18 protein-coding genes are annotated in these 23,571 nt (G+C 64.4%); 6 read left to right on the forward strand and 12 right to left on the reverse strand.

All coding sequences use genetic code 11. The features are described from left to right. Positions 1-69: 69 nt before the first annotated feature. The 7 genes from FJ940_RS05015 to murA form a co-directional block, all read right to left on the reverse strand. Positions 70-1,818 carry an ABC transporter ATP-binding protein gene (locus FJ940_RS05015; protein ID WP_140655602.1) on the reverse strand — a complete coding sequence of 583 codons (1,749 nt, stop codon included), beginning with the start codon at positions 1,816-1,818 and terminating at the stop codon, positions 70-72. Next, the gene (locus FJ940_RS05020) at positions 1,815-2,654 is read right to left on the reverse strand and encodes an ABC transporter permease (protein WP_140497733.1); all 840 of its coding nucleotides are present in this window, start codon (positions 2,652-2,654) and stop codon (positions 1,815-1,817) included. The genes FJ940_RS05015 and FJ940_RS05020 overlap by 4 nt, the downstream gene beginning before the upstream one ends. Continuing rightward, positions 2,654-3,613: an ABC transporter permease gene (locus FJ940_RS05025; protein ID WP_140555522.1), complete on the reverse strand. Its 960-nt coding sequence runs from the start codon at positions 3,611-3,613 to the stop codon at positions 2,654-2,656. Before FJ940_RS05025 ends, FJ940_RS05020 begins: the two co-directional genes overlap by 1 nt. Positions 3,614-3,758: 145 nt before the next feature. Next, the gene (locus tag FJ940_RS05030) at positions 3,759-5,273 is read right to left on the reverse strand and encodes an ABC transporter substrate-binding protein (RefSeq protein WP_140655604.1); all 1,515 of its coding nucleotides are present in this window, start codon (positions 5,271-5,273) and stop codon (positions 3,759-3,761) included. 140 nt (positions 5,274-5,413) lie between these two features. Further along, a complete protein-coding gene (murQ, locus tag FJ940_RS05035) occupies positions 5,414-6,346 on the reverse strand; it encodes an N-acetylmuramic acid 6-phosphate etherase (RefSeq protein ID WP_140623650.1) in 933 nt (310 codons plus the stop codon). A 174-nt stretch (positions 6,347-6,520) separates the two neighbouring features. Continuing rightward, positions 6,521-7,405 (reverse strand): N-acetylglucosamine kinase, encoded by an 885-nt coding sequence (locus FJ940_RS05040; RefSeq protein WP_140562070.1) that lies wholly within the window; start codon positions 7,403-7,405, stop codon positions 6,521-6,523. Beyond that, the gene (murA, locus tag FJ940_RS05045) at positions 7,402-8,658 is read right to left on the reverse strand and encodes a UDP-N-acetylglucosamine 1-carboxyvinyltransferase (RefSeq protein ID WP_140655607.1); all 1,257 of its coding nucleotides are present in this window, start codon (positions 8,656-8,658) and stop codon (positions 7,402-7,404) included. The genes FJ940_RS05040 and murA overlap by 4 nt, the downstream gene beginning before the upstream one ends. Positions 8,659-8,827: 169 nt before the next feature. On the opposite strand from murA, the gene FJ940_RS05050 reads away from it, so the two are divergent. After that, positions 8,828-9,688: a MurR/RpiR family transcriptional regulator gene (locus FJ940_RS05050; RefSeq protein ID WP_140655609.1), complete on the forward strand. Its 861-nt coding sequence runs from the start codon at positions 8,828-8,830 to the stop codon at positions 9,686-9,688. A 15-nt stretch (positions 9,689-9,703) separates the two neighbouring features. Here the strand turns inward: FJ940_RS05050 and fhuB are convergent, their stop codons facing one another. The 5 genes from fhuB to FJ940_RS05075 all read right to left on the reverse strand — a co-directional run bounded on the left by fhuB (position 9,704) and on the right by FJ940_RS05075 (position 17,301). Continuing rightward, positions 9,704-11,698 carry a Fe(3+)-hydroxamate ABC transporter permease FhuB gene (fhuB, locus tag FJ940_RS05055; protein ID WP_210239742.1) on the reverse strand — a complete coding sequence of 665 codons (1,995 nt, stop codon included), beginning with the start codon at positions 11,696-11,698 and terminating at the stop codon, positions 9,704-9,706. A gap of 11 nt (positions 11,699-11,709) precedes the next feature. After that, complete coding sequence (locus tag FJ940_RS05060; protein WP_246670980.1) at positions 11,710-12,558, reverse strand: ABC transporter substrate-binding protein; 849 nt, start codon at positions 12,556-12,558, stop codon at positions 11,710-11,712. A 49-nt stretch (positions 12,559-12,607) separates the two neighbouring features. Beyond that, the gene (locus FJ940_RS05065) at positions 12,608-14,797 is read right to left on the reverse strand and encodes a TonB-dependent siderophore receptor (protein WP_140655611.1); all 2,190 of its coding nucleotides are present in this window, start codon (positions 14,795-14,797) and stop codon (positions 12,608-12,610) included. 136 nt (positions 14,798-14,933) lie between these two features. Next, positions 14,934-15,818, reverse strand: a complete 885-nt coding sequence (locus tag FJ940_RS05070) for an AraC family transcriptional regulator (protein WP_181171738.1) — start codon at positions 15,816-15,818, stop codon at positions 14,934-14,936. A gap of 127 nt (positions 15,819-15,945) precedes the next feature. Next, positions 15,946-17,301, reverse strand: coding sequence for a glutamine synthetase family protein (locus FJ940_RS05075; protein ID WP_140655614.1), 1,356 nt, complete (start codon positions 17,299-17,301; stop codon positions 15,946-15,948). 474 nt (positions 17,302-17,775) lie between these two features. Between FJ940_RS05075 and ftsZ the strand changes: the two genes are divergently transcribed. From ftsZ to FJ940_RS05100, 5 genes are all read left to right on the forward strand, one after another. After that, positions 17,776-18,813 carry a cell division protein FtsZ gene (ftsZ, locus tag FJ940_RS05080; protein WP_140497755.1) on the forward strand — a complete coding sequence of 346 codons (1,038 nt, stop codon included), beginning with the start codon at positions 17,776-17,778 and terminating at the stop codon, positions 18,811-18,813. Positions 18,814-19,148: 335 nt separating this feature from the next. Continuing rightward, positions 19,149-20,123 carry a sugar-binding transcriptional regulator gene (locus tag FJ940_RS05085; RefSeq protein WP_181165158.1) on the forward strand — a complete coding sequence of 325 codons (975 nt, stop codon included), beginning with the start codon at positions 19,149-19,151 and terminating at the stop codon, positions 20,121-20,123. Between the two features lie 45 nt (positions 20,124-20,168). Continuing rightward, complete coding sequence (locus FJ940_RS05090) at positions 20,169-21,614, forward strand: extracellular solute-binding protein (protein ID WP_140497757.1); 1,446 nt, start codon at positions 20,169-20,171, stop codon at positions 21,612-21,614. A gap of 160 nt (positions 21,615-21,774) precedes the next feature. Next, positions 21,775-22,698 (forward strand): sugar ABC transporter permease, encoded by a 924-nt coding sequence (locus FJ940_RS05095; RefSeq protein WP_140655616.1) that lies wholly within the window; start codon positions 21,775-21,777, stop codon positions 22,696-22,698. A gap of 12 nt (positions 22,699-22,710) precedes the next feature. After that, positions 22,711-23,568, forward strand: coding sequence for a carbohydrate ABC transporter permease (locus FJ940_RS05100; protein ID WP_140497759.1), 858 nt, complete (start codon positions 22,711-22,713; stop codon positions 23,566-23,568). Positions 23,569-23,571 lie beyond the last annotated feature (3 nt).

Consider the following 23,571-nt stretch of genomic DNA (forward strand, 5'->3'; position numbering starts at 1 on the left):
CTTGCGGGGGAGATGCCCGGCAGGGCAGAGGGGGGTGCTGTCCCGCCAACCTGAGATATCCGAGGGCCATCACGCCTCCACCCTCGCCACATGATCCCCGCCAAACCGCTCCCATCTCGCCGGCGCCGGCTCAAACCCTTGCGGGCGCACCAGGGAAGGCACCTGGCGTGTGTCGACCTCGAAACGCTCATGCCGCCGGTCGATGGCCGGAACCGCTGATATGAGCTTCTTCGTGTAGGAATGTTTCGGCGCCGACAGCACCGAGGCCGCGTCTCCGATCTCGACGATCTGGCCGGCATAGATGACGGCGATGCGATGAGCGATCCGCTCGACGACAGCCATATCGTGCGAGATGAACAGATAGGCCAGCCCGAACTCGCGCTGCAGGTCGACCAGCAGCTCCAGCACCTTGGCCTGCACTGAAACATCGAGGGCGGAAACCGCTTCATCCAGAACGACGACCGACGGGTTGAGCATCAGCGCGCGGGCGATGCACAGCCTTTGCCGCTGGCCTCCGGAGAATTCGTGCGGATAGCGCTGCAAACTGTTCTGCGGCAGGCCGACGCGCTCCAGCAGGCTCGCCATCCTGGCTCGCGTTTCGGCGTCCGCCCGGCCGCCATTGGCGATCACCGGCTCCGCCAGGATGCTCTCGATGCTCAGCCGCGGGTTGAGCGAAGCGTAGGGATTCTGGAAAACCATCTGCACGGGCTTGGCGTTGTGCTTTGCCGAGGCCGTCCGGGCGCCCACCGAGAAGCTGCCGCGCGTCGAGCGCACCAGCCCAAGGACTGCTTTCGCGGTGGTTGATTTGCCCGAGCCGCTCTCGCCGACAATGGCCAGTGTCTCTCCCGGCATCAGGTCGAAGTCGATGCCATCCACGGCGTGCACCGCGCCGCTGGCATGGCTGAAGAAACTGCTCTTGAGCGGAAACCGCACCACGAGGCCATTGACCTCAAGGGCCGGGTCCTTCCTTGCGTTCTTGTCGCGCTGCCCGTCCGTGCGTGTCGCGCGGCCGTGGGCGAAATGCGGCACATCCTGCAACAGATGCTGCGTGTAGGCGTGCTGCGGCCTGTCGAGGACCTGGTTCAGTTCGCCCTGTTCTACGGCCTGCCCGTTCTGCATCACCATCACCGTGTCGGCGATCCCGGCGACAAGGCCGATGTCGTGGGTGATGAAGATCATCGACATGCCGCTTTCCTGCTTGAGCTCCGCAAGCAGCGCCATGATCTGCGCCTGTACCGTCACATCGAGCGCCGTGGTCGGTTCGTCGGCGATCAGCAGACGCGGATTGCAGGCGAGCGCAATGGCGATCATCACCCTTTGCAGCATGCCGCCCGACAGCTGGTTGGGTGTGTATTTCAGCCGCCTTGCCGCATCGGGGATGCGCACTCGGTCGAGCGCGTCCCTGGCCGCCGCCGTGGCCTGCCGGCCGGTCAGGCCGCGATGCAGCCGGAAGGATTCCTCGATCTGCGTGCCGATCGTCAGCACAGGATTGAGCGAGGTCATCGGCTCCTGGAAGATCATGCCGATCTCCGCGCCGCGAATGCCGGCCAGTTGCGGCTCGGTCGCGGTCGTCAGGTCGAAGAGACTGCCGTCGGCCCGTTTCAGCGTCATGGCGCCGCCGGTGATGCGGCCGCCGCCGAAATCGATGAGACGGTTGATCGACAGCGCGGTGACCGACTTGCCCGAGCCGCTTTCGCCGACGATGGCCAGCGTTTCGCCGTCGGCGAGGTCGAAGCTGACGCCGCGCACCACCTCATTGGCTTTCGGGTCGCGGCCGAAGCCGACGTTCAGGTCGCGGACCGACAGAAGCGGGATCATGCGAGCGCTCTCCGCATCCTCGGATCGAGGATGTCGCGCAAGGCGTCGCCCAAGAGGTTGAAGCCCAGAATGCTGATCATGATCGCCAGGCCGGGGAAGATCATCAGCCATGGGGCGGTTTCCATCAGATTGCGGCTGTCGCTCAGCATCAGGCCGAGCGAAGCGGCCGGCGGCTGCGTGCCGAGACCGAGGAAGCTCAGGCCGGCCTCGGTCAGCAATGCCCAGGCGAGCGCCAGCGTCACCTGGACGGTCAGCGGCGCGACCAGATTGAGCAGCAGGTGCCGCGTGACGATGTAGCTGGAGCTGCTGCCGAAGGTGCGCGCGGCGTCGACGAATTCGCGCGCTTTGAGCGACAAAGCAGGGCCGCGCACCACTCGTGTGAAGATCGGCGTATAGACGATGCCGATGGCGACCACGCTGGTCCATGTGCCCGGTCCGGCAACGGTGACGATCAGCAGCGCCAGAAGAATGGCAGGAAAAGCCAGCAGCACATCCATGATCCGCATCAGCACGCCGTCCCAGCGACGCCCGAGCCAAGCGGCGGCGAGCCCAAGCACGGTGCCGGCAAGCGCGGCGAAGGCGACCGAAAGAAAGGCAACGGTGAAGGACTGGCCGACGCCCGCCATCAGCCGGCTCGCCACGTCGCGGCCGAACAGGTCGGTGCCCATCCAGTAGGCGGCACTGGGCGCGTGCAGCCGGTCGATCCGGTATTGCGTGATCGGATTGTGCGGCGTCAGTCCAAGCAAACCGAGGATGGCGACCAGGAGATAGACGCCGACGATCACGCCGCCGATACGACCGCTGCCGTGCCCGAGGATGGCGCGCAGCATGCGCATCACTGTTCGCCCAGCCGGATGCGCGGATCGAGCGCGACATAGGCGAGGTCGACCAGGAGATTGACGATCATGAAGTTGAAGGCGATGAACAGCACGCTGCCCTGCACCAGCGCGTAGTCGCGCTGGAGGATGGCGTCGAGCACCATGCGGCCGAGGCCGGGCAGGGCATAGATCTGCTCGACGATGACCGCGCCGCCCAGGAGATAGCCGAATTCAATGCCGCTCAGCGTCACCACGGGGATCAGCGCGTTGGGCAGCGCATGCCGCCAGATGACGCTGCGCGCCGAGGCGCCCTTGCTGCGGGCGGTGCGCACATAGTCGTCGCTCAACACGTCGAGCATGGCCGAGCGCGAGATGCGGGTGACCGATGCGGCGAAGGCGAAGCCGAGCGTGATGGCAGGCAGGATCAATTGGCTGAGATTGCGCAAGGGATCCTGCCAGAGCGGCGCGAATTCGCCCATGGCCGGCAGCACGCCGAAGCCGGCCGACAGCGCGTAGATGATCAAAAGGCCGAGCACGAAGCTCGGCGTCGACTGGCCGATCATAGCGACGACGCGCACACCGAGGTCGGACAGTTTCTCACTATGCGTGGCGGCGTAGATGCCCGCCGGCATGCCGGCGGCGAGTGCGATGATCATCGACAGCACGGCCAGTTCCAGCGTCAGCGGGAAGCGCTCGAGGATGACGTCCAATACCGGCCTACCATAGGTGACGGAGATGCCGAAATTGCCGTGCAGGATGCCGCCGATCCAGCGCCAGTACTGGACGAACCAGGGCTGGTCGATGCCGAAATAGGCGGCGAGCGCATCGCGCTGTGCCGGCGTCAGCAGGCCGGCTTCGGTGCCCAGCATCGCGGTGATCGAATCGCCCGGCACCATCCGGATCGCCACGAAGACCAGGATCGACACGCCAAGCAGGACGAGAGGAAACGCCGCAAGTCGTCGCATCAGATAGTTCACGCGAAGAAGACCTCTCGTCTAGAGCATGATGCCGAGTGTGAAGCGGTTTTCGGACGACGTCATGCTCTATCCCTTTGATCTAGAGGCGGATTCAGATTTCAGGTCGATTCAACCTGAAATCATCCGTCTCCAGGGCCGCCCACGGCTACTGCTGGATGGTAACCTTGCTGAGGCTGAACAGCGTGCCCGTCGGCGTCGGCACGAACCCGGCGACGTTCTTCTGCTGGGCGGTATAGCTGTAGGACGTGTAGAGCCAGATCCAGGGCGAGACTTCGGCGAGGTGCTTCTCGAACTCGGTGAAGATCGCCTTGCGCTTGGCCGGATCGGTCTCGGCGCGGCCTTTCTGCATCAGGCTGTCCAGCGTATCGTCGATGTAGTTGGCCACCTTCTGCAGATTGCCTGATTTGGTCCAGTAGCGGTTGTACATGGTGTAGGGGTCGGCGCGACCGCCATTGAGCGCGATCGCCATGTCGAAATCGCCCTTCAGCCAGGCGTCGACATAGACGTTGAGCTCCATCATCTTGATGTCGAGCTTGACGCCGATCTCGGCGAGCTGCGATTGGATGACCTGGGCTTCTGCCGCCGCCGTCGGCGGCTCGCCGGTGGCGCCGATCACGGTCGCCGAAAAGCCGTCGGCAAAGCCTGCCTCCGCCATCAACTTCTTGGCCTTCTCGACATCACGCTTGTAGCAGAAGAGCTGGCTTGGATCGGTCGCAAGTGCTGGGATGGTCAGCGGTCCGGTGACCTTGCCTTCACCGAGCGCGGCGGTGTCCAGAACCTCCTGCCGGTCGATGGCGCAGGAGATCGCCTGGCGCACCTTGAGTTCGGTCATCGGCTTGCGTGACGGATTGAGCTGCAGCACGTTATAGGCCAGCACCGGCGCGCGGTTCAGTTGCAGGCTAGCCTCCTTCGGCACCAGCGTGGCGACGAGCGGATCGTTGAGCAGCGCGAAATCGACCTGCTTGGTGCGCATGGCGGCGAGGATCGCCGCTTCATCGGGCAGCACGCTGATTTCGATACCGTCGACGCCGATCGCGCCGCCGGCCCATTCCTTGTTGGCGCTCAAGACTTCCTTGGCGTTGGGGTCCCATTTATCGAGCTGGAACGGGCCGGAGCCGACCGTTTTGGTGCCGATCGAGCCGGCCTTGATCTCGGCCGCCGGCACGATGGCCGCGTTGATGTCGCTCATCGCCGTCAGGATCGGCGCGTCGGGCTGCGATAAATGGAACACGACGGTTCCAACGTCCGGCGTGTCGATGCTGGCGATCGACAGGAAGTTGGCGCGGGCGGCGGCGCCTGTCTTCTCGTCCAGGATGCGCTCGAAAGACGCCTTGACGTCGGCCGAGGTCACGGCAGCGCCGTCCTGGAATTTCGCCTTGGGATCGAGCTTGAAGGTCAGCTCCTTGCCGTCCTTGGAGAATTCCCAGGACGTGGCGATGGCCGGGATGATCTGCAGGCTGGCATCGACCCGCACCAGCGGCTCATAGATCAGCTCCAGGAGCCGCAGCGAGGAAAAGGCCGTCTGCTTGTGCGGATCAAGTCCCGTTGCGTCCTGCGACCAGGCCATGTGCAGCGTCGCCGCCTGCGTCGAGACCGTGGCGATGCCGAGCATGGCTGCCAGCGTGATGCCCGACAGCAGCTTTCTTGTGAGGTGAACCATTCTCGTCTCCCATCTTTGCTTGAACCCGATGCCCTTGCAGTTTCTGCGGACCGCTTCCAAGACACACGCGCTTTGGACTATCGGCCCAGTCTATGCGGCTTCGCGCCGTCTTGTGTAAAGCAGCTTCACGCCGTCTGGTCTCAAGCGCCTTCATGCGTCTCGTCGCTGATTGCCTTTCGCAGGAAACCCCTTGCCTTGGCGAGGGCTGCGCGCGCCTCCTCGACCTCAAGCCCGGTGATGGTCAGCAGGATCGCCAGCTTCACGTCGTTGCCGGTCCGGCCGAGCGCGTGGCGCGCCTGCGCCGCCGTGCAGCCTGTGGTCTGCATCACGATCCTGGTTGCCCTGGCGGCCAGTTTCCTGTTGGACGGATTAAGGTCCACCATCAGGTTCTGGTAGCTCTTGCCGATGCGGATCATCGAGGCCGTGCTCAGCATGTTGAGCACCAGCTTCTGCGCCGTTCCGGATTTCAGCCGCGTCGAGCCGGTCAGCACCTCGGGACCGACGACCGGCGAGATGGCGATGTCGGCAATGCCTGCTATGGTCGATGCCGGATTGCAGGACAGGGCGACCGTCGTTGCCCCCACCTGCTTGGCATAATTCAACCCGCCGATCACATAGGGCGTGCGCCCGCTGACCGCGATGCCGACCACCACGTCGTCCGGGGTGAGCTTGATGTCCTGCAAGGCCCTGGCGCCCATCTTGGGATCATCCTCGGCCCCTTCGGTCGAGCGCACCAGCGCGTCGGGCCCGCCGGCGATCAGGCCAACGACCATGCCTTCCGGCACGCCGAAAGTGGGCGGACATTCCGAGGCGTCGAGCACGCCCAGCCGGCCGCTGGTGCCGGCGCCCATATAGATAAGCCGAGCGCCTTTCTGGAAGGCGAGGACGATGCGGTCGACCGCGGCCGCGATGTCCGGCAGCACCTTTTCGACCGCTGCCGGAACCACCCGGTCCTCGTCGTTGATCTTGCGCAGCACATCGATCGTCGGCAGCAGGTCGATGTCCATGGTCCGCGGATTCCGGCCTTCGGAAACCAGCCGGTCCAGCTCGGACATCAAACCTTGCTCGCTCATCCCAGTGCTTTCAAATCAGTGCTTTCAAAAATCAGGCCGCTCAGCCTGTTCGGAAGTGGTTCCTCTTTGGCTCCGGCACACGCGTATTTCGTTATGCTACCCCGTTTCGTTAACGTCTTAGAATTCTATATTCGTTCCGTCAACGGAAAGATGGAATAAATTATTCCTGCCGCGCTAATGCTTGCCGAGTGACCTGCGGGCAAGAATGATCGCCCCGGAAACCGCGTCGCCATCGGCGGCTTTCAGGCGCCGGCGAACGTCGGGTGCGAGCCATGGTTCGAGCGGACTGGCGAGCCCGCCCAGCAGGGCCACGCGCGGCGCGCCTTTTTCGAACAGAACCCGCACCAGCGTGTCGATCTGTTCGGCGGCCTTTTGCACGATGCGCCGCCCTGCCGGATCGCCTTGGTCGGCGTGGCGCATCACCATCGGCGCCAGGGCCGCATAGTCGGTGGCGCTGGCGCGGTCCATCCAGGCCACGGCTTGCATCGGGTCGTTCTCGAAACGCTGCATGACTTCCGCCAGCAGTGCCGTGCGCTCATGCCGGCCGTCATGGGCGCGCAACGCCAGCTGCACGGCCTTCAGCCCGAGATCGGCGCCGCTGCCTTCGTCGGAGATCGGAAAGCCATAGCCTCCGGCGCGCAGGTCGCGGCCCTCGACGAAGCCGAGGCCGATCGAACCGGTGCCGGCGATGACGATGGCGCCGTCCTGGCCCGAATGCGCGCCGAGGCAGGCGGCGACGCCATCGCTGACGAAATCGATGCTGGCAAAGGGATGCGCGATCGCCCGCAGCGCCTCCAGCGCGCCCTTGCGGCCGATCCCGGCAAGGCCGATGCCGGCGTGAATTCGGGCGCTTTCCGCCGCGCCGAACCCTGCCTCCTCGATCGCCGCGCCAAAGGCCTTGGCAACCGACGCCCAGGCCGTATCGATGCCGAGCCGCGTCGACGCCGGACCGGAGAGGCCTTGTCCCAGCACGGTTCCCTCGGCATCCTCGACGCGGGCGCGACAGCCGGTTCCGCCGCCGTCGACGCCGAGAAAATAATCGGAGCGGCCGTTGTTCATGCGCTCAGCCGCTCGATGTCGGCGCCGCACAGACGCAGCTTGCGGTCCAGTTGCTCATAGCCACGGTCGAGATGATAGACCCGGTTGATGGTCGTCTCGCCCTCGGCGACCAAGGCCGCCAGCACCAGCGACACCGAGGCGCGCAAATCGGTGGCCATGACTTGCGCGCCATGCAGTTTCTCGCCGCCGCGCACCAGCGCGGTGGTGCCTTGCAGCTTGATGTTGGCGCCGAGCCGCATCAGTTCGGGAACATGCATGAAGCGGTTCTCGAAAATGGTTTCGCGCAGCAGCGACGCGCCCTGCGCGCAGCACATCAGCGCCATGAACTGCGCCTGGAGATCGGTCGGAAAGCCCGGATAGGGTTCCGTCGTGACGTCGGCGGCCTTGAACGGCCGCTCGCGCGACACGATGAGCCCGCGGTCGCCCGGCCAGACGCCGACGCCGGTCGCCTCCAGCAGTTGCACCACCGAGGCCATGTGCTCGAGCCGGGCATGCGTCAGTTCCAGTTGCCCGCCGGTGATCGCCGCGGCGATGGCATAGGTGCCGGCCTCTATCCGGTCCGGAATGATGTCGTGCCTGGCCGCGCGCCAGTCCGTGTCGCCGGCGATCAGGATGCGATGCGTGCCGGCGCCTTCGACGCGCGCGCCCATCGCGTTGAGGCAAGCGGCGAGGTCAGCCACCTCCGGCTCGCGCGCCGCGTTGAGGATTTCGGTTTCGCCCTTGGCCGTGGCCGCCGCCATCATGGCGGTTTCCGTCGCCCCCACCGATGGCGAGCTCAGCACGATGCGCGTGCCGGTGAGCCCGTTCGGCGCCGAGGCGACGATCAGCCCGTTCTCGATGGCGATGCGGGCGCCCAGCGCCGCGAGTGCGGCGACATGCATGTCGACCGGCCGCGCGCCGATCGCGCAGCCGCCGGGCAGCGAAACCCGCGCATGGCCGAAACGGGCGAGCAGCGGCGCCAGCACCAGCACCGTCGCGCGCATCTTTCTGACGGTGTCGTAGGACGTCTCCCTGGAAACGGCGGCACTGGTGTCGATCGTCGCGGCATGGGCCGATCGCGTCACCTCGGCGCCGTGCAGCCGCACCACGCCGAGCATGTTCTCGACATCGGTCACATCGGGCAGGTTGGTCAGTTCGAGCGGGTAGGGACTGAGCAGCGCCGCCGCGATCTGCGGCAGAGCGGCGTTCTTGGCACCCGATATGGTGACCGCGCCTTGCAGTCTTTGCCCGCCGACGATGCGCAGTCTGTCCATGGCTGAAACCTTGTGCGCCGGGCCGCGTCCGGGCGCGGCGCTCTCGAAAGCTGTTCCCGAGCTCAATCCGGCCCGCTTGAGAATTAATTCCGCGTTCTTGGCTGTCAATCGAAATTGGAATAAATTATTCCTTGGCCGTGCGGCTGGACGCCAAAGCGCAAGGGGAATCATGTCCGTTCTGAACAGGATCAATGCCAAGCTCGACGGCATGGCGCCCGGCGATCGTGAGATCGGCCAGTACATCGTCGAAAATCCCGAGGAGATGCTGCGGCTGTCGACGGCTGCTCTTGCGGCTGAGATCGGGCGCAGCCAGTCGAGCGTCGTCAAATTCAGCCAGAAGCTCGGCTATGCCAGCTACCAGGAGCTCAAGCTCGCCGTCAGCGAAGCCAAGGCGCGGGAATGGCAGGTGCCGGCCGGTATGATCCACGGTTCGATCGAGGTCGGCGACGGCTATCAGGTCATCTTGAAGAAGCTGATCGGCAGCAAGCTTCTGTCGATGGAGCGGACCGTCGCCGCCAACAGCGAGCGGATCATCTCCAGGGCGCTGGAACTGCTGGATGGTGCGCGCCGCATACATCTGGCCGGCGTCGGCGCCTCCTCGCTGGTGGCGCGTGATTTCTCCTACAAGCTGATGAAGCTTGGCCGCGATGTGCTGCATGACAGCGACAGCCATATCCAGATGGCCAATGCCTCGACGCTCGGGCCTGACGATGTGCTGTTCGCGCTCTCCCATTCGGGCGCCAGCATCGAAACTCTGCGCATCGCCGAGCTTGCCCGCAAGCGCGGCACCATGGTGATCGCGGTCACCGGCCTGCACGACAATCCGCTGAGCCGCGTTGCCGATATCTGCCTCTACACCATCGCCGACGAGGAGCGTGCGCGCTCATCGTCCATCACCGCGCGCGATGCGCAGCTGACGCTGACCGACCTTCTGTTCATCCTCCTGGTGCAGAAGCAGCCGGACGCCAATGACTACGTCCACAACAGCGAGGCGGCGGTCTCGGTGCTGAAGGCCGAATGGTCTTCCTGACATGCCCGGACCGCGTCAGCCCTGACGAGGCACGCCCTTGGCAAGCAGGTAGACGAGATACGGCCCGCCGAGCAGTGAGGCGAACAGGCCGACAGGCAGTTCGTACGGGAAGGCCGCCATGCGCGACAGCCAGTCCGATATGGTCATCAGCAAGGCGCCCAGAAGCATCGCCCCGGCAAGATGAATGCGTGCGCGCCAAAAGCCGAGGAGCCGGGCAAGGTGTGGCGCGATCAGGCCGACGAAGCTCAACGGGCCGACGATCAAAGCGGCCAGCGCGGTCAGGAGCGCGCTGACGACGACCAGCATCAGCCGCCCGCCGGCTACGGGCACGCCAAGTCCGCGCGCGCTGTCGGCCCCGAGCGGCAGGATGTCCAGCCAGCGCGCGGCAAGAAAAAGCGGCAGCGTCAGTGGCAACAGGCAGGCCAGTGCAACGGCTGCGTCCAGGGCGGTCGCCTGGCCGGTCGAACCGCTCAGCCAGCGCAACAGCACATAGGACTGTGTATTGCCCATCGCGATCGTCGCGGTGATCAGCGCGCTGCACAGTGCGCTCATGGCAATGCCGGCAAGCAGCAATCGGTCGGCGCCGAACTTTGCCTTGGCGGCGATGGCCAGCATGGCGGCCAGTGCCGCCAGTGAGCCCGCGGCCGAGCCGGCGAGCTGCCAGCCGAGCCCGGTCGTTGCGCTGACCGTCAGCACGGCGGTCAGACCGGCGCCCGCGCCGGTGCCGACGCCAAGCACTTCGGGGCTCGCCAGAGGGTTGCCGGTAACGCGCTGGATGACCACGCCCGCCGCCGCGAGCATCGCGCCGGCGGCCGCGGCCACGCCGACACGCGGCGCGCGCCAGGAGACGAGATCGGCCAGCAGGTCGCAGCCGGCGATCGACCACCCTGCCGGTCCACGCCCGACGACGAGAGCCAAGGCGGCGGCGGCAAATGTGAGCGCCAGCAGGACGAAGATGATGAGCCATGGCCGGCGAGCCTTGCGCGGTGCCGCGCCATTGGAACCGAGATGCGGCCATTCGAACATGCGCAGCCTCGGCAACAGCCACAGCAGCAGTGGGCCGCCCAGAAGCGCGGTTCCCGCGCCGGTCGGAATACGCTCGCCGCCGGAGCCGGCGGCCAGTTGGACCAGCCCGTCCGTCAGCCACAGCAGTACCGCGCCAATCAGCGGCGCGGCGATCAGCTTCCGCCGCAGGGTGCGCGCGCCCGAAAGCGTGGCGAGCGCCGGCGCGGCAAGGCCGACGAAACCGATGACGCCGATCTGCGCCGCGACAGTCGTTGCCATCCACACCGCAAGCGCGATGATGAGAAAGCGGCTGGTGTGGCGGGCAACGCCAAGGCCGCGCGCCGAGGCGTCGTCGAGGCCAAGGATGGTCAGCGGCCGCAGCAGCATCAGCGCCGCGGCGGCGCCGGCCGCCAGCCTGATCGTCAGCGCGATGGCCGGTCGCCAATCCTGCTGCACCAGCGACCCGCCGCCCCAGATGAACAGCGAGAACAGGTAATCGCCATTGGCGAGGATCAGCGCGGCGCTGACGGAACTCGCGGTCAGCGCCACCATCATTCCGGCGAGCACGACCGACACCGGCTCCAGCCCGCGCCGCCAGGTCAACGCCAGCACCAGCAGCACAGCGGCGGTGCCGCCGGCAAAGGCCACCAGCCCTTGCGATCGCTCCATCAGCAACGGCGCGTAAAGCGAGGCGAGCGTCATCGCCAGTTGCGCGCCGCCCGAAATGCCGAGCGTCGATGGTTCCGCCAGCGGATTGCGCAGCACATGCTGCAACAGCAGGCCGGACAGGCCGAGCACGGCGCCCGCCAGCACCGCTACGACGGCGCGCGGCAGCGAGCTGTAGAACAGGATGACATGGCGGAGATCGCCCGGCACCGATGCCGGCTGCTGCATGCCGACGCGCCATGCGAACAAGAGTGCGGCCAGCCCCGCGAGCAGGCCCCACAGGATGATGGGCGACAGCGCGCCGCCGATGGTGCGGTGAGGTATCTTGCTTCGGGCCACAGCGCGCTCCGTCACGAAGCATGACCCGCAAGCGCCGCCGTCGCCAGGCGCGCGAAGCGGCGGGCCGACGGCAGGCAGCCGAAATGGTTGATGGCTTCGAGCACCGCGACGCGGCCCTGGCGCACGGCCGGCAGCGCGTTCCACAAGGCATTGGTGGGAAGCGAGCGCCCGACGTCCGCCGGCAAGGGCGAGACGATCAGGATGGAGGCCTCGGGCACCCGCGCCAGCGCCTCCAGGCCAACGGGTGCTGCCGCGCTGTAACTTGTCTCGTCGGACCAGGCATTGACCAGGCCGAGCCGCGTGAGCACGTCACCGAACATGGAGTCCCGGCCGAAGGCGCGGAAGTGCCTGGAGTCGCCGAGGCTAATGACAAAGACCGGCCGTGCGGACCTGGTTGGCATGGCGGCGCGACGCCGCGCTATGTCGTCGGCGGTTTCGTCGACGTAACGCTTCGCTTCGGCCGGTCGTCCGAGCTTTTCGCCCAGGGCCAGCGTCGCTGCCTCGGCGAGTGCGTAGGGCGGCACTCCGGCCTCGTAGACGGTTTGCGCGAACACCGGCGCGATGCGCTCCAGAATCGGGCGTTGGTACTCGTAGAAATTGGAGATGACGATCAGGTCCGGCGCGACGATGCGCAACAGCTCGTAGTTGGGCGTGCCGCGCAGTCCGAGATCGGTCACGGATTGGGGAATTGCAGGCTCGACCGCAATCCTGCGGAACTGGATCAGTTCGGCCGCCGCCGCCGGCTCGATGCCGAGCGCCAGAAGCGTTTCCAGCATGCCCCAATCGATCGCGGCAACATTTGTCGTCGTAGTCCTGCCGGCAACCGGCGGCAGCAAGGCCGCGGCCGTTAGCGCAAGCACCTGCCGTCTGTTGGGCGGATGGATCATCGCCGGCGGGTTCGGTCCATGATTACCAACTCGTGTGCGCCTTCAGCTTGAAGGAGCGGCCTTCGCCGTAGGAGCAGGTGAGCGTTGTCTGGCAGCTCGACACATAGGTCTTGTCGAAAAGGTTGGTGATGTTGAGGTCGACGCCCCAGTTCTCCTTCTCGTAGCCGAGCTTCAGGTCGGCCAGCGTCACCGCCGGAACCTTCGCCGTATTCTCATTGTCTGCCCATGAGGAGCCGATATAGCGCAACCCGCCGCCAATCGAGATGCCGTCATACCAGTCGCCACGGAAGGTGTAATCGACCGATGCGGAAGCCATCACTTCCGGCACGATGAAAGGCGTCTTGCCGATGAGCGCCGGGTTGGCGTCCTTGGTGATGTCGATGTCGTAAGCTGTGAATGCACCGGTAACCCGGAAATCCTCCGTCACGTTCACCTTGCCTTCGAGTTCGACGCCGCGTGAACGCACCTCGCCGGTCTGCATCTGGGTGAAGGGAGTGACATTCGACGGCACGTTCTGGCGGGTCAGGTCGAACAGCGACAGGGTGAACAGGCCATCGATAAAAGTCGGCACGTATTTCACGCCGACTTCGTATTGCGTGCCCTCTTCCGGCTTGAACAGATTGCCCATCGCATCGGTGCCGATGATCGGATTGAAGAAGGTGGCGATGCTGGCATAGGGGGTTACGCCGTTGGCAAACTCATAGGCCAGGCCGGCGCGGCCGGAGAAATCGCCAACCGTGCTGCTCTGCGTGCTGGAGCCCGCCGAGTAATAGGTCGGGCGGTTGTCGGCTTCGAGCCAGCCACGGTCGTAGCGGCCGTTCAGCGTCACCAGCCAGCCGTCGCCGAAGCGCATTTGATCCTGTGCATAGAAGCCAAGCTGTTTCTGCGTCAGGTTCTGATTGAGATAGCTGACGCGAGGTGTCAGCGGCGAACCGTACACCGGATCGAAAGCGTCGATTGGATTGTCATAATTGGGATCGTAGAGGCCGGACGACTGTACCTGGTCGATGTTGTAATATTTGAAATCGACGCCAGCGAGGATCGTATGTTCGATCGCTCCGGTCGCCACCTTGCCTTCGATCTGGTTGTCGGCGAGGAACGTCTTGGCCGTGGTGTCATGATCGAAATTGATCCGCGCCAGCTCGGTCGGCCCTCCGATCGTTGACCAGCCGTTCGGATAGACGCTGACCTCGTTGATGTCGGCGGCGGTGAAACGGGCGCTGGAGCGAACGGTCCAGTCATTGTCGAACGTGTGCTCGAACTCGTAGCCGAGGGAGCCCTGTTCGCGCTTGTAGAGATCGATGCTCGGCTCCGTGAAGTTCGCATCGGGATCGATGCGGCCATAGTTCACGCCGCCGACAATGTGATCGACCACGGTGCCATCGTAGGGCAGGAAGCTGCCGCCATTATGGTTCTCGTCGATGTGGCTGTAATTGGCCAGTATGGTTAGCGTGGTCGCTTCGTCTGGCTTCCAGCTAATGCTCGGCGAGATGAAGCCGCGCCAGCCGTTCTGCAGGTCGCTGTAGGTATCGCCGCCGGCGACCTTGCCCGTCATCCGGTAGCTGACCGTGCCGTTGCTGGCGACATCGCCGATGTCGAAGCCGAGATAGACATTGCCGGCATCGTTGATGCCGGTTTCGACATAGCGCGTGCGTTCGAAATCCGGGCGCTTGCTGACATAGTTGACCAGGCCGCCCGGATTGCTGCCGCCATAAAGCACCGAGGCCGGCCCCTTCAGCACTTCGATGCGCTCAAGGCCGAAGCTGTCGACATAGAAACCGCCGAAACCATAACTGAACAGCTGGAGGCCATCCATGTAGGTGCCGGTGGCCGTTGCATCGAAGCCGCGAATGTACATCCAGTTGGTGTCGCTGTCGGGACCGAAAGGCTGCGCAAAGAGGCCGGCGGTGTAGCGCAGCGCCTCGTCAGCTTTCTGTGCACCCTGATCCTCGATCTCCTGCCGTCCGACCACCGAGACGGATTGCGGGACCTCCTTGATGTCGGTCGCCGTCTTGGAGCCGGTTCTGGTTGTCTTGGCGACGACGCCGTCGACCGGCCCGGTCGCGCTGTCTCCGGCCTCGCCCTCGACAACGACCGGTTCGAGCTGGGTGCTGGATTGCGCCGTCTGCGCGAACGCCGGCATTGGCGGGATCGTCGCGGCAGCGGCGACGCCAGCCGCCAGAAGCGCCTTGATCCGGTAAATTCTGCTCATCAGGAAAGTCCCCGTCTGTCGTCGTTGAGATACTTGATGATTTACCTCAACTTATCAACGGGTCATTGGACTGATTTGGGCGGCTTGTCCATTCTTGTCCAAACCACTGATATCGCGGTGCCGTGTTGCGGAAATGTCACCGGCGGCCGGCGCTCTTCATCCACGCACCCGGGGTCAATCCGACCACGGACTTGAACACGCGGGTGAGGTGCGCCTGGTCGAAGAAGCCGGTGGCCTGCGCGATGTCGCCAAGCGAGGCAGCCTCATGCGCCATCATCGCCTTTGCCCTGTCGATCCGCGCCTGCATCTGCCAGCGATGCGGCGGCACGCCCGTTGCTGCCTTGAAGGCATGGCTCATCGCGGTTTCGGACAGGCCGGTCAGCGCGGCAAGATCAGCAAGGCGGATCCTGTCCAGGCAGTGGGCGTCGATGTAATCCGTGACGAGGCGCAGTTTGCGGCGGGGCAGGGGCGACCGGCGCCTGGCGGCACTTGGCCGGTCTATCTGGAAAAGGCATGCGAACAAGGCGTTGAGCAGACCTTCGCCATAAAGATCATGCAGGTTCCACTCGCTGCCGCATTCAGCGGCGATAAGGCCGGCAAGCGTGGCGATCCGATCATCGCGAAACTGGAGGCGCGAGATCTGCAAGGCATCGCGATCGAGGCTGCGGCCGAAGCGGCGGGTCAGTGTCGCAGCGTCGAAATGCAGGTCGAGATGCCTGATCCGTTTGAGTCCCTCGACGCGGCCGCGGATCGGCACCCCGGCCGGTATATAGGCTGCGGAAAACGCCTGGTTGTGGCGGCGCGGTTCGCCCTGGGCGCCTTCGACGACGAAGGCACCGTCGCCGTCGATATCGAGAGCGACGAACAGCCGGGGGTCGGGAGAGACGTAATAACCCTCGGCATTGTCACCGCATGAGACATCCCAGAGGTCGGCGACGACGCCGTCCCAGACGTGCCATTTCAGCTCGCCGATCACGGCAAATCCCTGAATCCGGCTCTCCATGCGCGCGACGAAGGTCAATTCTGCTTATCCCGGGCATAAACATGATAGAAAAGATCATGTTTATGCCCGGTCAGCGACAGCACCGCAAGCCCTTGCGTTCGAAGGTCGTGCTGAACCGACGCCGCTGCTGTCGGTCAGCGCAGCCTCAGACGCTTTCGAGATAGGTCTCGATCTCGAAGTCGCTGACGTTGAGCGCGAATGTATTCAGTTCCTGGCGTTTGCAGGCGATGAAAGAGTGGCGCAGGATCGCCGGGAAGATCTCCGCCACATGCGTCCCGCTTTCAAAGGCCGCGATCGCGGATGCCCAGTCCGGCGGCAACTTGGCCGGGGCAAGGCCTTGCCCATCATTCCCGGTTGGGTCGCCCGGTGACATCTGCCTTTCGATGCCGACCAGTGCCGCGCCCAGTATGGCGGCAAGCACAAGATAGGGATTGGCGTCCGCTCCCGACACGCGATGCTCGATCCGGCGCGCACCAGTCGGGCCGCCGGGAATGCGGATCGCGACCATGCGGTTCTCGTAACCCCAGGCGACGGCGGTCGGCGCGTAGGATCTCGGCCGGAGCCTGCGGTAGGAGTTGAAATGCGGCGCGAACACCAGCGTGCTCTCGGCCATCGCCGCCAGCAGTCCGCCGACAGCGTGGCGCATAATGCCGGAGCCCTGGTCGGTGCCGTCGTCGAAGACGTTGCGCCCGTTGGCGTCGACAAGGCTGAAATGGACGTGGAAGCCGTTGCCGGCTCGGTCGCCATAAGGCTTGGCCATGAAGCAGGCGGCAAAGCCGTGCTTGCGGGCAATGCCCTTCACCGTGCGCTTGAACAGGACGGCGTCGTCGGCCGCCCGCAGCGCGTCCGCGACATGGTTCAAATTGATTTCGAACTGGCCGACGCCGTTCTCGGCAATGGCGGTATCGACGGGAATGTCTTGTGCTCGGCAGGCTTCGTAGATGTCGTGGATGAAGGCCTCGAAGTCGTCGATCTCGTCGATTGACAGTGCCGCGTCGGAATCCAGACGCCGCCCGGTGACCGGCGAGACAGGCCCGACCGGTCGCTGCGATTGCGGGTCGACAAGATAGAATTCGAGCTCGGTGGCGGCCACAGGCGTCAGGCCCAAAGCCTTGTAGCGGTCGAGGATACGGGCCAGTGCCCGCCGGGGATCCCCGAGATACGGTGCGCCGCCTTCGTCGGCGAGCCAGAGCGGGATGAGGGCGGTCGGATGCGCCGTCCAGTTCACCGGAAGGATGCCGCGGCCGGTCCATTGGCACAATCCGTCTGCGTCGCCGGTCGAGAACACCAGCGCGTTGCCTTCGATATCCTCGCCCCAGATGTCCAGCCCGATCAGCGAATAGGGCATGCGCAGCTTGCCCTCCAGTGCCTTGCGCGCCTGCTCGACGGGGATGCGCTTTCCCCGCATGATGCCGTTGAGGTCGCACACCGCGGCCCTCAGGCTCTGGATGTCGTTTCGGCTCTCAAGCCAGCTCAGAACGTCCGCAATTGCATCGCCCAATTTCCAACCTCTGGTTTCGAAGGTGCCCGAGCCCTGATCGGCCGCGCTGTCCCTGGTAAAAATGGCTTGTGAGTTTTCGGGATCCATATCTGGCCGCAGCCGGATGTTTCCCTATTTATTCAAGTCATTAGCTGGGATGTCGGGAGGCATTTCAAAACCAGTTGCGCGATCTGCGACCGAAACATAGAGGCAAGAGCGTGGAAAGCCAAGGCTCGGCATCGGGCTTGGCGCGCGCAGGGTGAAGCCGGGATGCCGGCATCACTCTCGGGCATGCGCGGCCGTCGTGGGGATATGAAACGTCCCTATCACAAATCTTGACCTTCCCCGCACTTGCACCTCTGGCCGCTCTCTGGCTTTTTGGGACACCCATCCGAGCGGACTGATTCGTCACGCCGCTCTGCGTCGATTGCCGTTTTGCGGTGTGATCGATCTGGCGGGGCGTGAAGCGCGAGCGACTGGCGAAGGAGAAGACGCATGGCCGAGTTCAAGAAGCCCGAGATCTCCGAGATGAGACCCAAGATCACCGTTGTCGGCGTCGGCGGCGGCGGCGGCAACGCCATCAACAACATGATCGCCGAGCAGCTTCAGGGCACCGAATTCATTGCCGCCAACACAGACGCGCAGGCGCTCACCATGTCCAAGGCGACGCGGCTGATCCAACTCGGCGCGCATGTGACCGAAGGGCTGGGCGCCGGATCGCTTCCCGAGATCGGCCGCGCCGCGGCCGAGGAATCGCTGGACGAGATCATGGACCATCTGGCCGGCACCCACATGTGCTTCGTCACCGCCGGAATGGGCGGCGGCACCGGAACCGGCGCCGCGCCGGTCATAGCCCAAGCGGCGCGCAAGGCAGGCATCCTGACGGTCGGCGTCGTCACCAAGCCGTTCACTTTCGAGGGCAGGCGCCGCATGCAGATGGCCGAAGAAGGCATCGAGCGGCTGCGCGAAAGCGCCGACACCGTGATCGTCATCCCCAACCAGAACCTGTTCCGGATCGCCGACGCCAAGACCACCTTCGCCGATGCCTTCGTCATCGCCGACCGGGTGCTCTATGCCGGCGTCAGCTGCATCACCGATCTCATCGTCAAGGAAGGCCTGATCAATCTCGACTTCGCCGACGTCAAATCGGTGATGCGCGGCATGGGCCGCGCCATGATGGGAACCGGCGAGGCGTCAGGCGATAGCCGGGCGATGAAGGCGGCGGAAGCCGCCATCGCCAACCCGCTGCTGGACGAGATGTCGATGAAGGGCGCCAAGGGCGTGCTGGTCTCGATTTCCGGCGGCCGCGACATGACCCTGTTCGAGGTCGACGAGGCCGCCACGAGAATCCGTGAAGAGGTCTATGAAGACGCCGACATCATCGTCGGCGCCATCTTCGACAAGAGCATGGAAGGCCGGTTCAGGGTTTCGGTGGTGGCCACCGGCCTCGACCGCGGGCTCGGCGTGGAAGATGCCGATGCCGGCATGGCGCACGACCATTCCATGCCATTCGCGGCGCGGACGTTGCAATAGGCGCTGCTCGCCGGCGGCCTTGGCCGCTGCCGGGCACCTCGACGTCCCCGGCGCACCACCAAGTTCGGCCTGGACCTGATCACCCGAAAGCGGCTTGCCGAATGGTGCGATCCGCTCACCGGCGAACGCTGGGCGCCGCCGCTTCACCTAGACGGCGGCGACGGTGATCGGATTCCTGCGCTTTCGCTGCCGCTGTTACCCTGACCGGTGCCACGCCCGGTGTTCGCTCGTCCATTCTCATTGAAAATCAGCGTTTGCAGGCGCTTGGCGCTTGACTCCGATGCGTCCATGTGAAAAATTTTGCAGAACCTGAAAAAAATATCAGAGGGCGGAACGTGGTTGGATTTGGAAACGGCCTCTTGCGCGATGATGAAACCGGCATGGCGGCACGCGCCGCCTGGCTTCATTACGCTGGCGGCCTGACCCAGTCCGAGGTTGCCAAGCGCCTCGGGCTGACCAGCCTCAAGGCCCACCGCCTCATCACCAAGGCCAATCAGGAAGGGCTGGTGAAGGTCTATATCGACGGCGAAGTCTCGGAATGCGTCGAGCTCGAGGACGAGCTTTCGCGCCGCTACGGCCTCGATTATTGCGAGGTGGTTCCCGATTTCGATTCCGAGGAATTGCCGCTCAAGGCGCTCGGCATCGCCGGCGCGCAATTCCTCAAGCGTGAGATCGAACGCGGCGAGCAGGCGCTGATCGGCGTCGGCCATGGCCGCACGCTCGCCGCCTGCGTGGAATACCTGCCGCGCAGCTCGACAGACAAGATCCGCTTCGTTTCGCTGCTCGGCGGCTTGACGCGGAAGTTCTCGGCCAACCCGCATGACGTCATTCACCGCCTCGCCGAGCGCACCGGCGCCGAAGCCTATGTTATGCCGGTGCCGATGTTCGCCAACACGGTGGACGACCGCGCGGTATTGCTGGGACAGAAGGGCATCAGCGAGGTTTTCGATCTCGCAAGATCCGCCGACCTTTTGTTTGCCGGCATCGGCACGGCCGAACGCGAAGCCTCGCTCGTCGCCACCGGCATGATCGAGAAGGGCGAGATGGAGGAGATCCGCCGCAATGGCGGCGTCGGCGAATTGCTCGGCCATTTCTTCGACGATGCCGGCAAAGCGGTGGCGACAACCCTTTCCAATCGGGCGCTGGCGCTGGCGCGCGAGGACATCGCCAGCCGCCGGATCGTCGCGGTCGCCGGCGGCAAGGTCAAGGTTCGAGCCGTCAAAGCGGTGCTGGAGGGCCGCTATCTCAAGGGCCTGATAACTGATGAGCGGACAGCGCGATCGCTCGTGGAGGAGACGCCAGTCGGGTAGCCGGCGTCGGTTCAGTTAAAACTACCCTGTGGAGGAGAAGACCAAATGCATGAGAAAGAGAAAGACCTCATTGACGCTTTCCTGCGCGGACAAGTCGACCGTCGTGGGCTGATCAAGGGCCTGGGTGCGATGGGCCTTGCCGCCGGCACGGCCGGTACGCTGCTCAATCTTGGGCAGACCCGGGCGCTGGCCGCCGACTTCGACTGGAAGGCGCACCAGGGCAAGACCATCAAGCTCCTGCTCAACAAGCATCCCTATGCGGATGCGATGATCGCCAACCTCGAAAACTTCAAGCAGTTGACCGGCATGAATGTCGTCTACGACGTGTTCCCGGAAGACGTCTATTTCGACAAGGTCACGGCCGCGTTGTCGGCGAGCTCGCCCGAATACGATGCCTTCATGACCGGCGCCTATATGACCTGGACCTACGGCCCAGCCGGCTGGATCACCGACCTCAATGAATGGATCAAGGATCCGGCCAAGACCAACCCCAACTATGCCTGGGATGACTTCCTGCCCGGCGTCAAGAACTCCTGCGCCTGGAACGGCAAGCCGGGCGGCGCTCTGGGGTCCGAAGACGCCAAGCAATGGTGCATTCCGTGGGGCTTCGAGCAAAACAACATCACCTACAACAAGGGGATGTTCGACAAGGCGGGCGTCAAGGTTCCCGGCAATATGGACGAGATGGTGGCCGCGGCCGCCAAGCTCACCAAGGATGTCGGCGGCGGCGTCTACGGCATTGGCGTGCGCGGGTCGCGCTCCTGGGCGACGATCCATCCGGGTTTCCTTTCGGCCTACGCCAATTTCGACCAGAAGGATCTGAACGTGTCGGCCGACGGCAAATTGTCGGCCGCCATGAACACCGCCCAGTCCAAGGCTTTCCACAAGCAATGGGTGCAGATGATCCAGGAAAGCGGTCCGAAGGACTGGTCGACCTACACCTGGTACCAGGTCGGCGCCGATCTCGGCGCCGGCGCCTCGGCGATGATCTTCGACGCCGACATCCTCGGCTACTTCATGAATGGCGGCGACAACAAGATGGCCGGCAAGCTTGCCTTTGCCGCCTTCAAGGCCAACCCGGAGGCCAAGGCGCCAACGCCGAACATCTGGATCTGGTCGCTGTCGATGTCCAACTTCTCCAAGGACAAGGACGCCACGTGGTACTTCATGCAGTGGGCCTCCGGACCCGAGCATGCTCTGTTCGGCGCCACCAAGATGGATTTCGTCAATCCGGTCCGCCAGTCGGTCTGGAAGGATGAGACGTTCCGCGAGAAGCTGAACAAGAGCTATCCCGGTTATGTCGAGATGTTCGACGCCTCGGCGCCGGGCGCCTCGATCAAGTTCACGGCGCAGCCGCTGTTCTTCGATCTCACCACCGAATGGGCGGCGACGCTGCAAAAGATGGTGGCCAAGGAAGTGCCGGTGGACGAGGGTCTCGATAAGCTGGCCGAAAGCATCAACGGCCAGCTCAAGGAAGCCGGCCTCGGCTAGATGTAATGGAGGACCGGCCAGCCTTGGCAGGCCGGTCCTCACCTGACCTTTTCAAGATTGCGACGCGGGGCCGTAAGGTGGCCGCCAATTCGCCCGACCGGCCGCCTTGCTCCCTTGGGCGGCCGGCAGGGCGGAGCGACAGGGACAACGGAGCAGCACGATGACTGCGGTGGTATCGCAAAGGCCCAAGCCCTCGGGCTTCAGGATCAGCAAGAGAGTGCTGCCCTACGTGCTCAGCCTGCCGGCTCTGCTGGTCTGCATCGGCATCCTGATTCCGTTCCTGACCTCGGTCGTCTATTCCTTCCAGCGCTATCGGCTGAGCCAGCCCTGGGCGCGGCAGTTCAACTGGGGCGACAACTACATCTCCTTCTTCACCGATCCGAAGTTCTGGAACACGCTCAAGATCTCGCTGCTCTATGCCGGCACCACGGTGGTGCTGGAACTGCTTCTCGGCCTCGCCATCGCGCTGCTTTTGCAGAAGCGATCGACCCTGAACAACTTCATCTCGATCATGCTGCTGATGCCGCTGATGACGGCGCCGGCACTGGCCGCGCTGATGTGGAAGCTGATGACCAATCCCGGCTTCGGCGTGCTGAGCTATCTTGCCAGCCTCATCGGCTTACAGGACTTCCGCTGGGCCTCGTCGCCGTCGACGGCTTTGTTCACCGTCGTTCTCGTCGATATCTGGGTCTACACGCCCTTCATCATGATCCTGCTGCTTGCCGGCCTGCGCAGCCTGCCGACGCAGCCCTTCGAGGCCGCGGCCCTCGATGGCGTGCCGAGGAGCTTCGTCTTCTTCCGCATCACGCTGCCGATGCTGACGCCGTATATCCTGTCGGCGACTTTGTTCCGCCTGCTCGATTCCATCCAGCAGTTCGACATCATCTACGCCATGACGCAAGGAGGACCGGGCGACACGCTGACCGTCTTCCAGGTCGAGGCCTATCTCAACTTCTTCCAGTCGACCAATGTCGGCCGCTCGGCGGCGCTGATGATCATCCTGTGGGCGATCACCTATTTCCTCTCCAACATCTTCATCAAGAACTGGCTCAGGCTGCGCGAGCGCGCCCGTGGCCAGGCATAGGAGGAGGCAGCCATGGAACACACCTCCTTGCTTGAACGCACCCTGCGCGGCGCGGCACTCACGCTGGTCGTGATCTTCTTCATGTTCCCGATCGTCTGGATCCTGATGATGTCGTTCCAGACCAACGAGACCATCCTGCGCATTCCGCCGCAGCTGGTCTTCGAGCCGACGCTTGCCAACTACACAGCGCTGATCACCGGCAAGCTGACGACCGCCGCCGGCACGCTCGACATCGCCTTCATGCGCAACCTGTGGAATTCGGTGTTCCTGTCGGTGACCTCGGTGGCGGTCTCGCTGCTGCTCGGCGTCCCGGCGGCCTACGCCTTCGCGCGGCACAAGTTCCGCGGCTCGGAGGACATCGCCTTCACGCTGCTGTCGTTCAGGTTCGCGCCGGCCCTGCTGGTGCTGTTGCCGCTCACGCTCTATTTCCAGAAGCTCGGGCTGGCCAACACCTATATCGGGCTGATCTGGGTCTACCAGCTGATCTGCCTGCCGCTGATCCTGTGGATCGTGCGCGGCTATTTCGAGGATATTCCGGCCGACATCGAATATGCCTATCGCATCGGCGGCCATTCCTGGTTTGCCACCTTCCGCAAGATCGCGCTGCCGCTCGCCGGCCCCGGCATCGCCGCTGCCGGCCTGCTTGCCTTCATCTTCGCCTGGAACAATTTCGTCTTCGCGCTGGTGCTGGCCTCGGCCGACAAGCAGCCGGTGACGGTCGGCGCGCTCGCCTTCATCACCTCCTCGGGCATCCAGTACGGCCAGATCTCGGCGGCCATCGTCCTGTCGATCACGCCGACGCTGGCGCTCGCCCTCTATGCACAGCGCTATCTGGTCGAAGGCCTGTCGCTCGGCGCGGTGAAGGGGTAGTTC

It is taken from the genome of Mesorhizobium sp. B2-3-7, assembly GCF_006442695.1.
GTDB lineage: Bacteria > Pseudomonadota > Alphaproteobacteria > Rhizobiales > Rhizobiaceae > Mesorhizobium.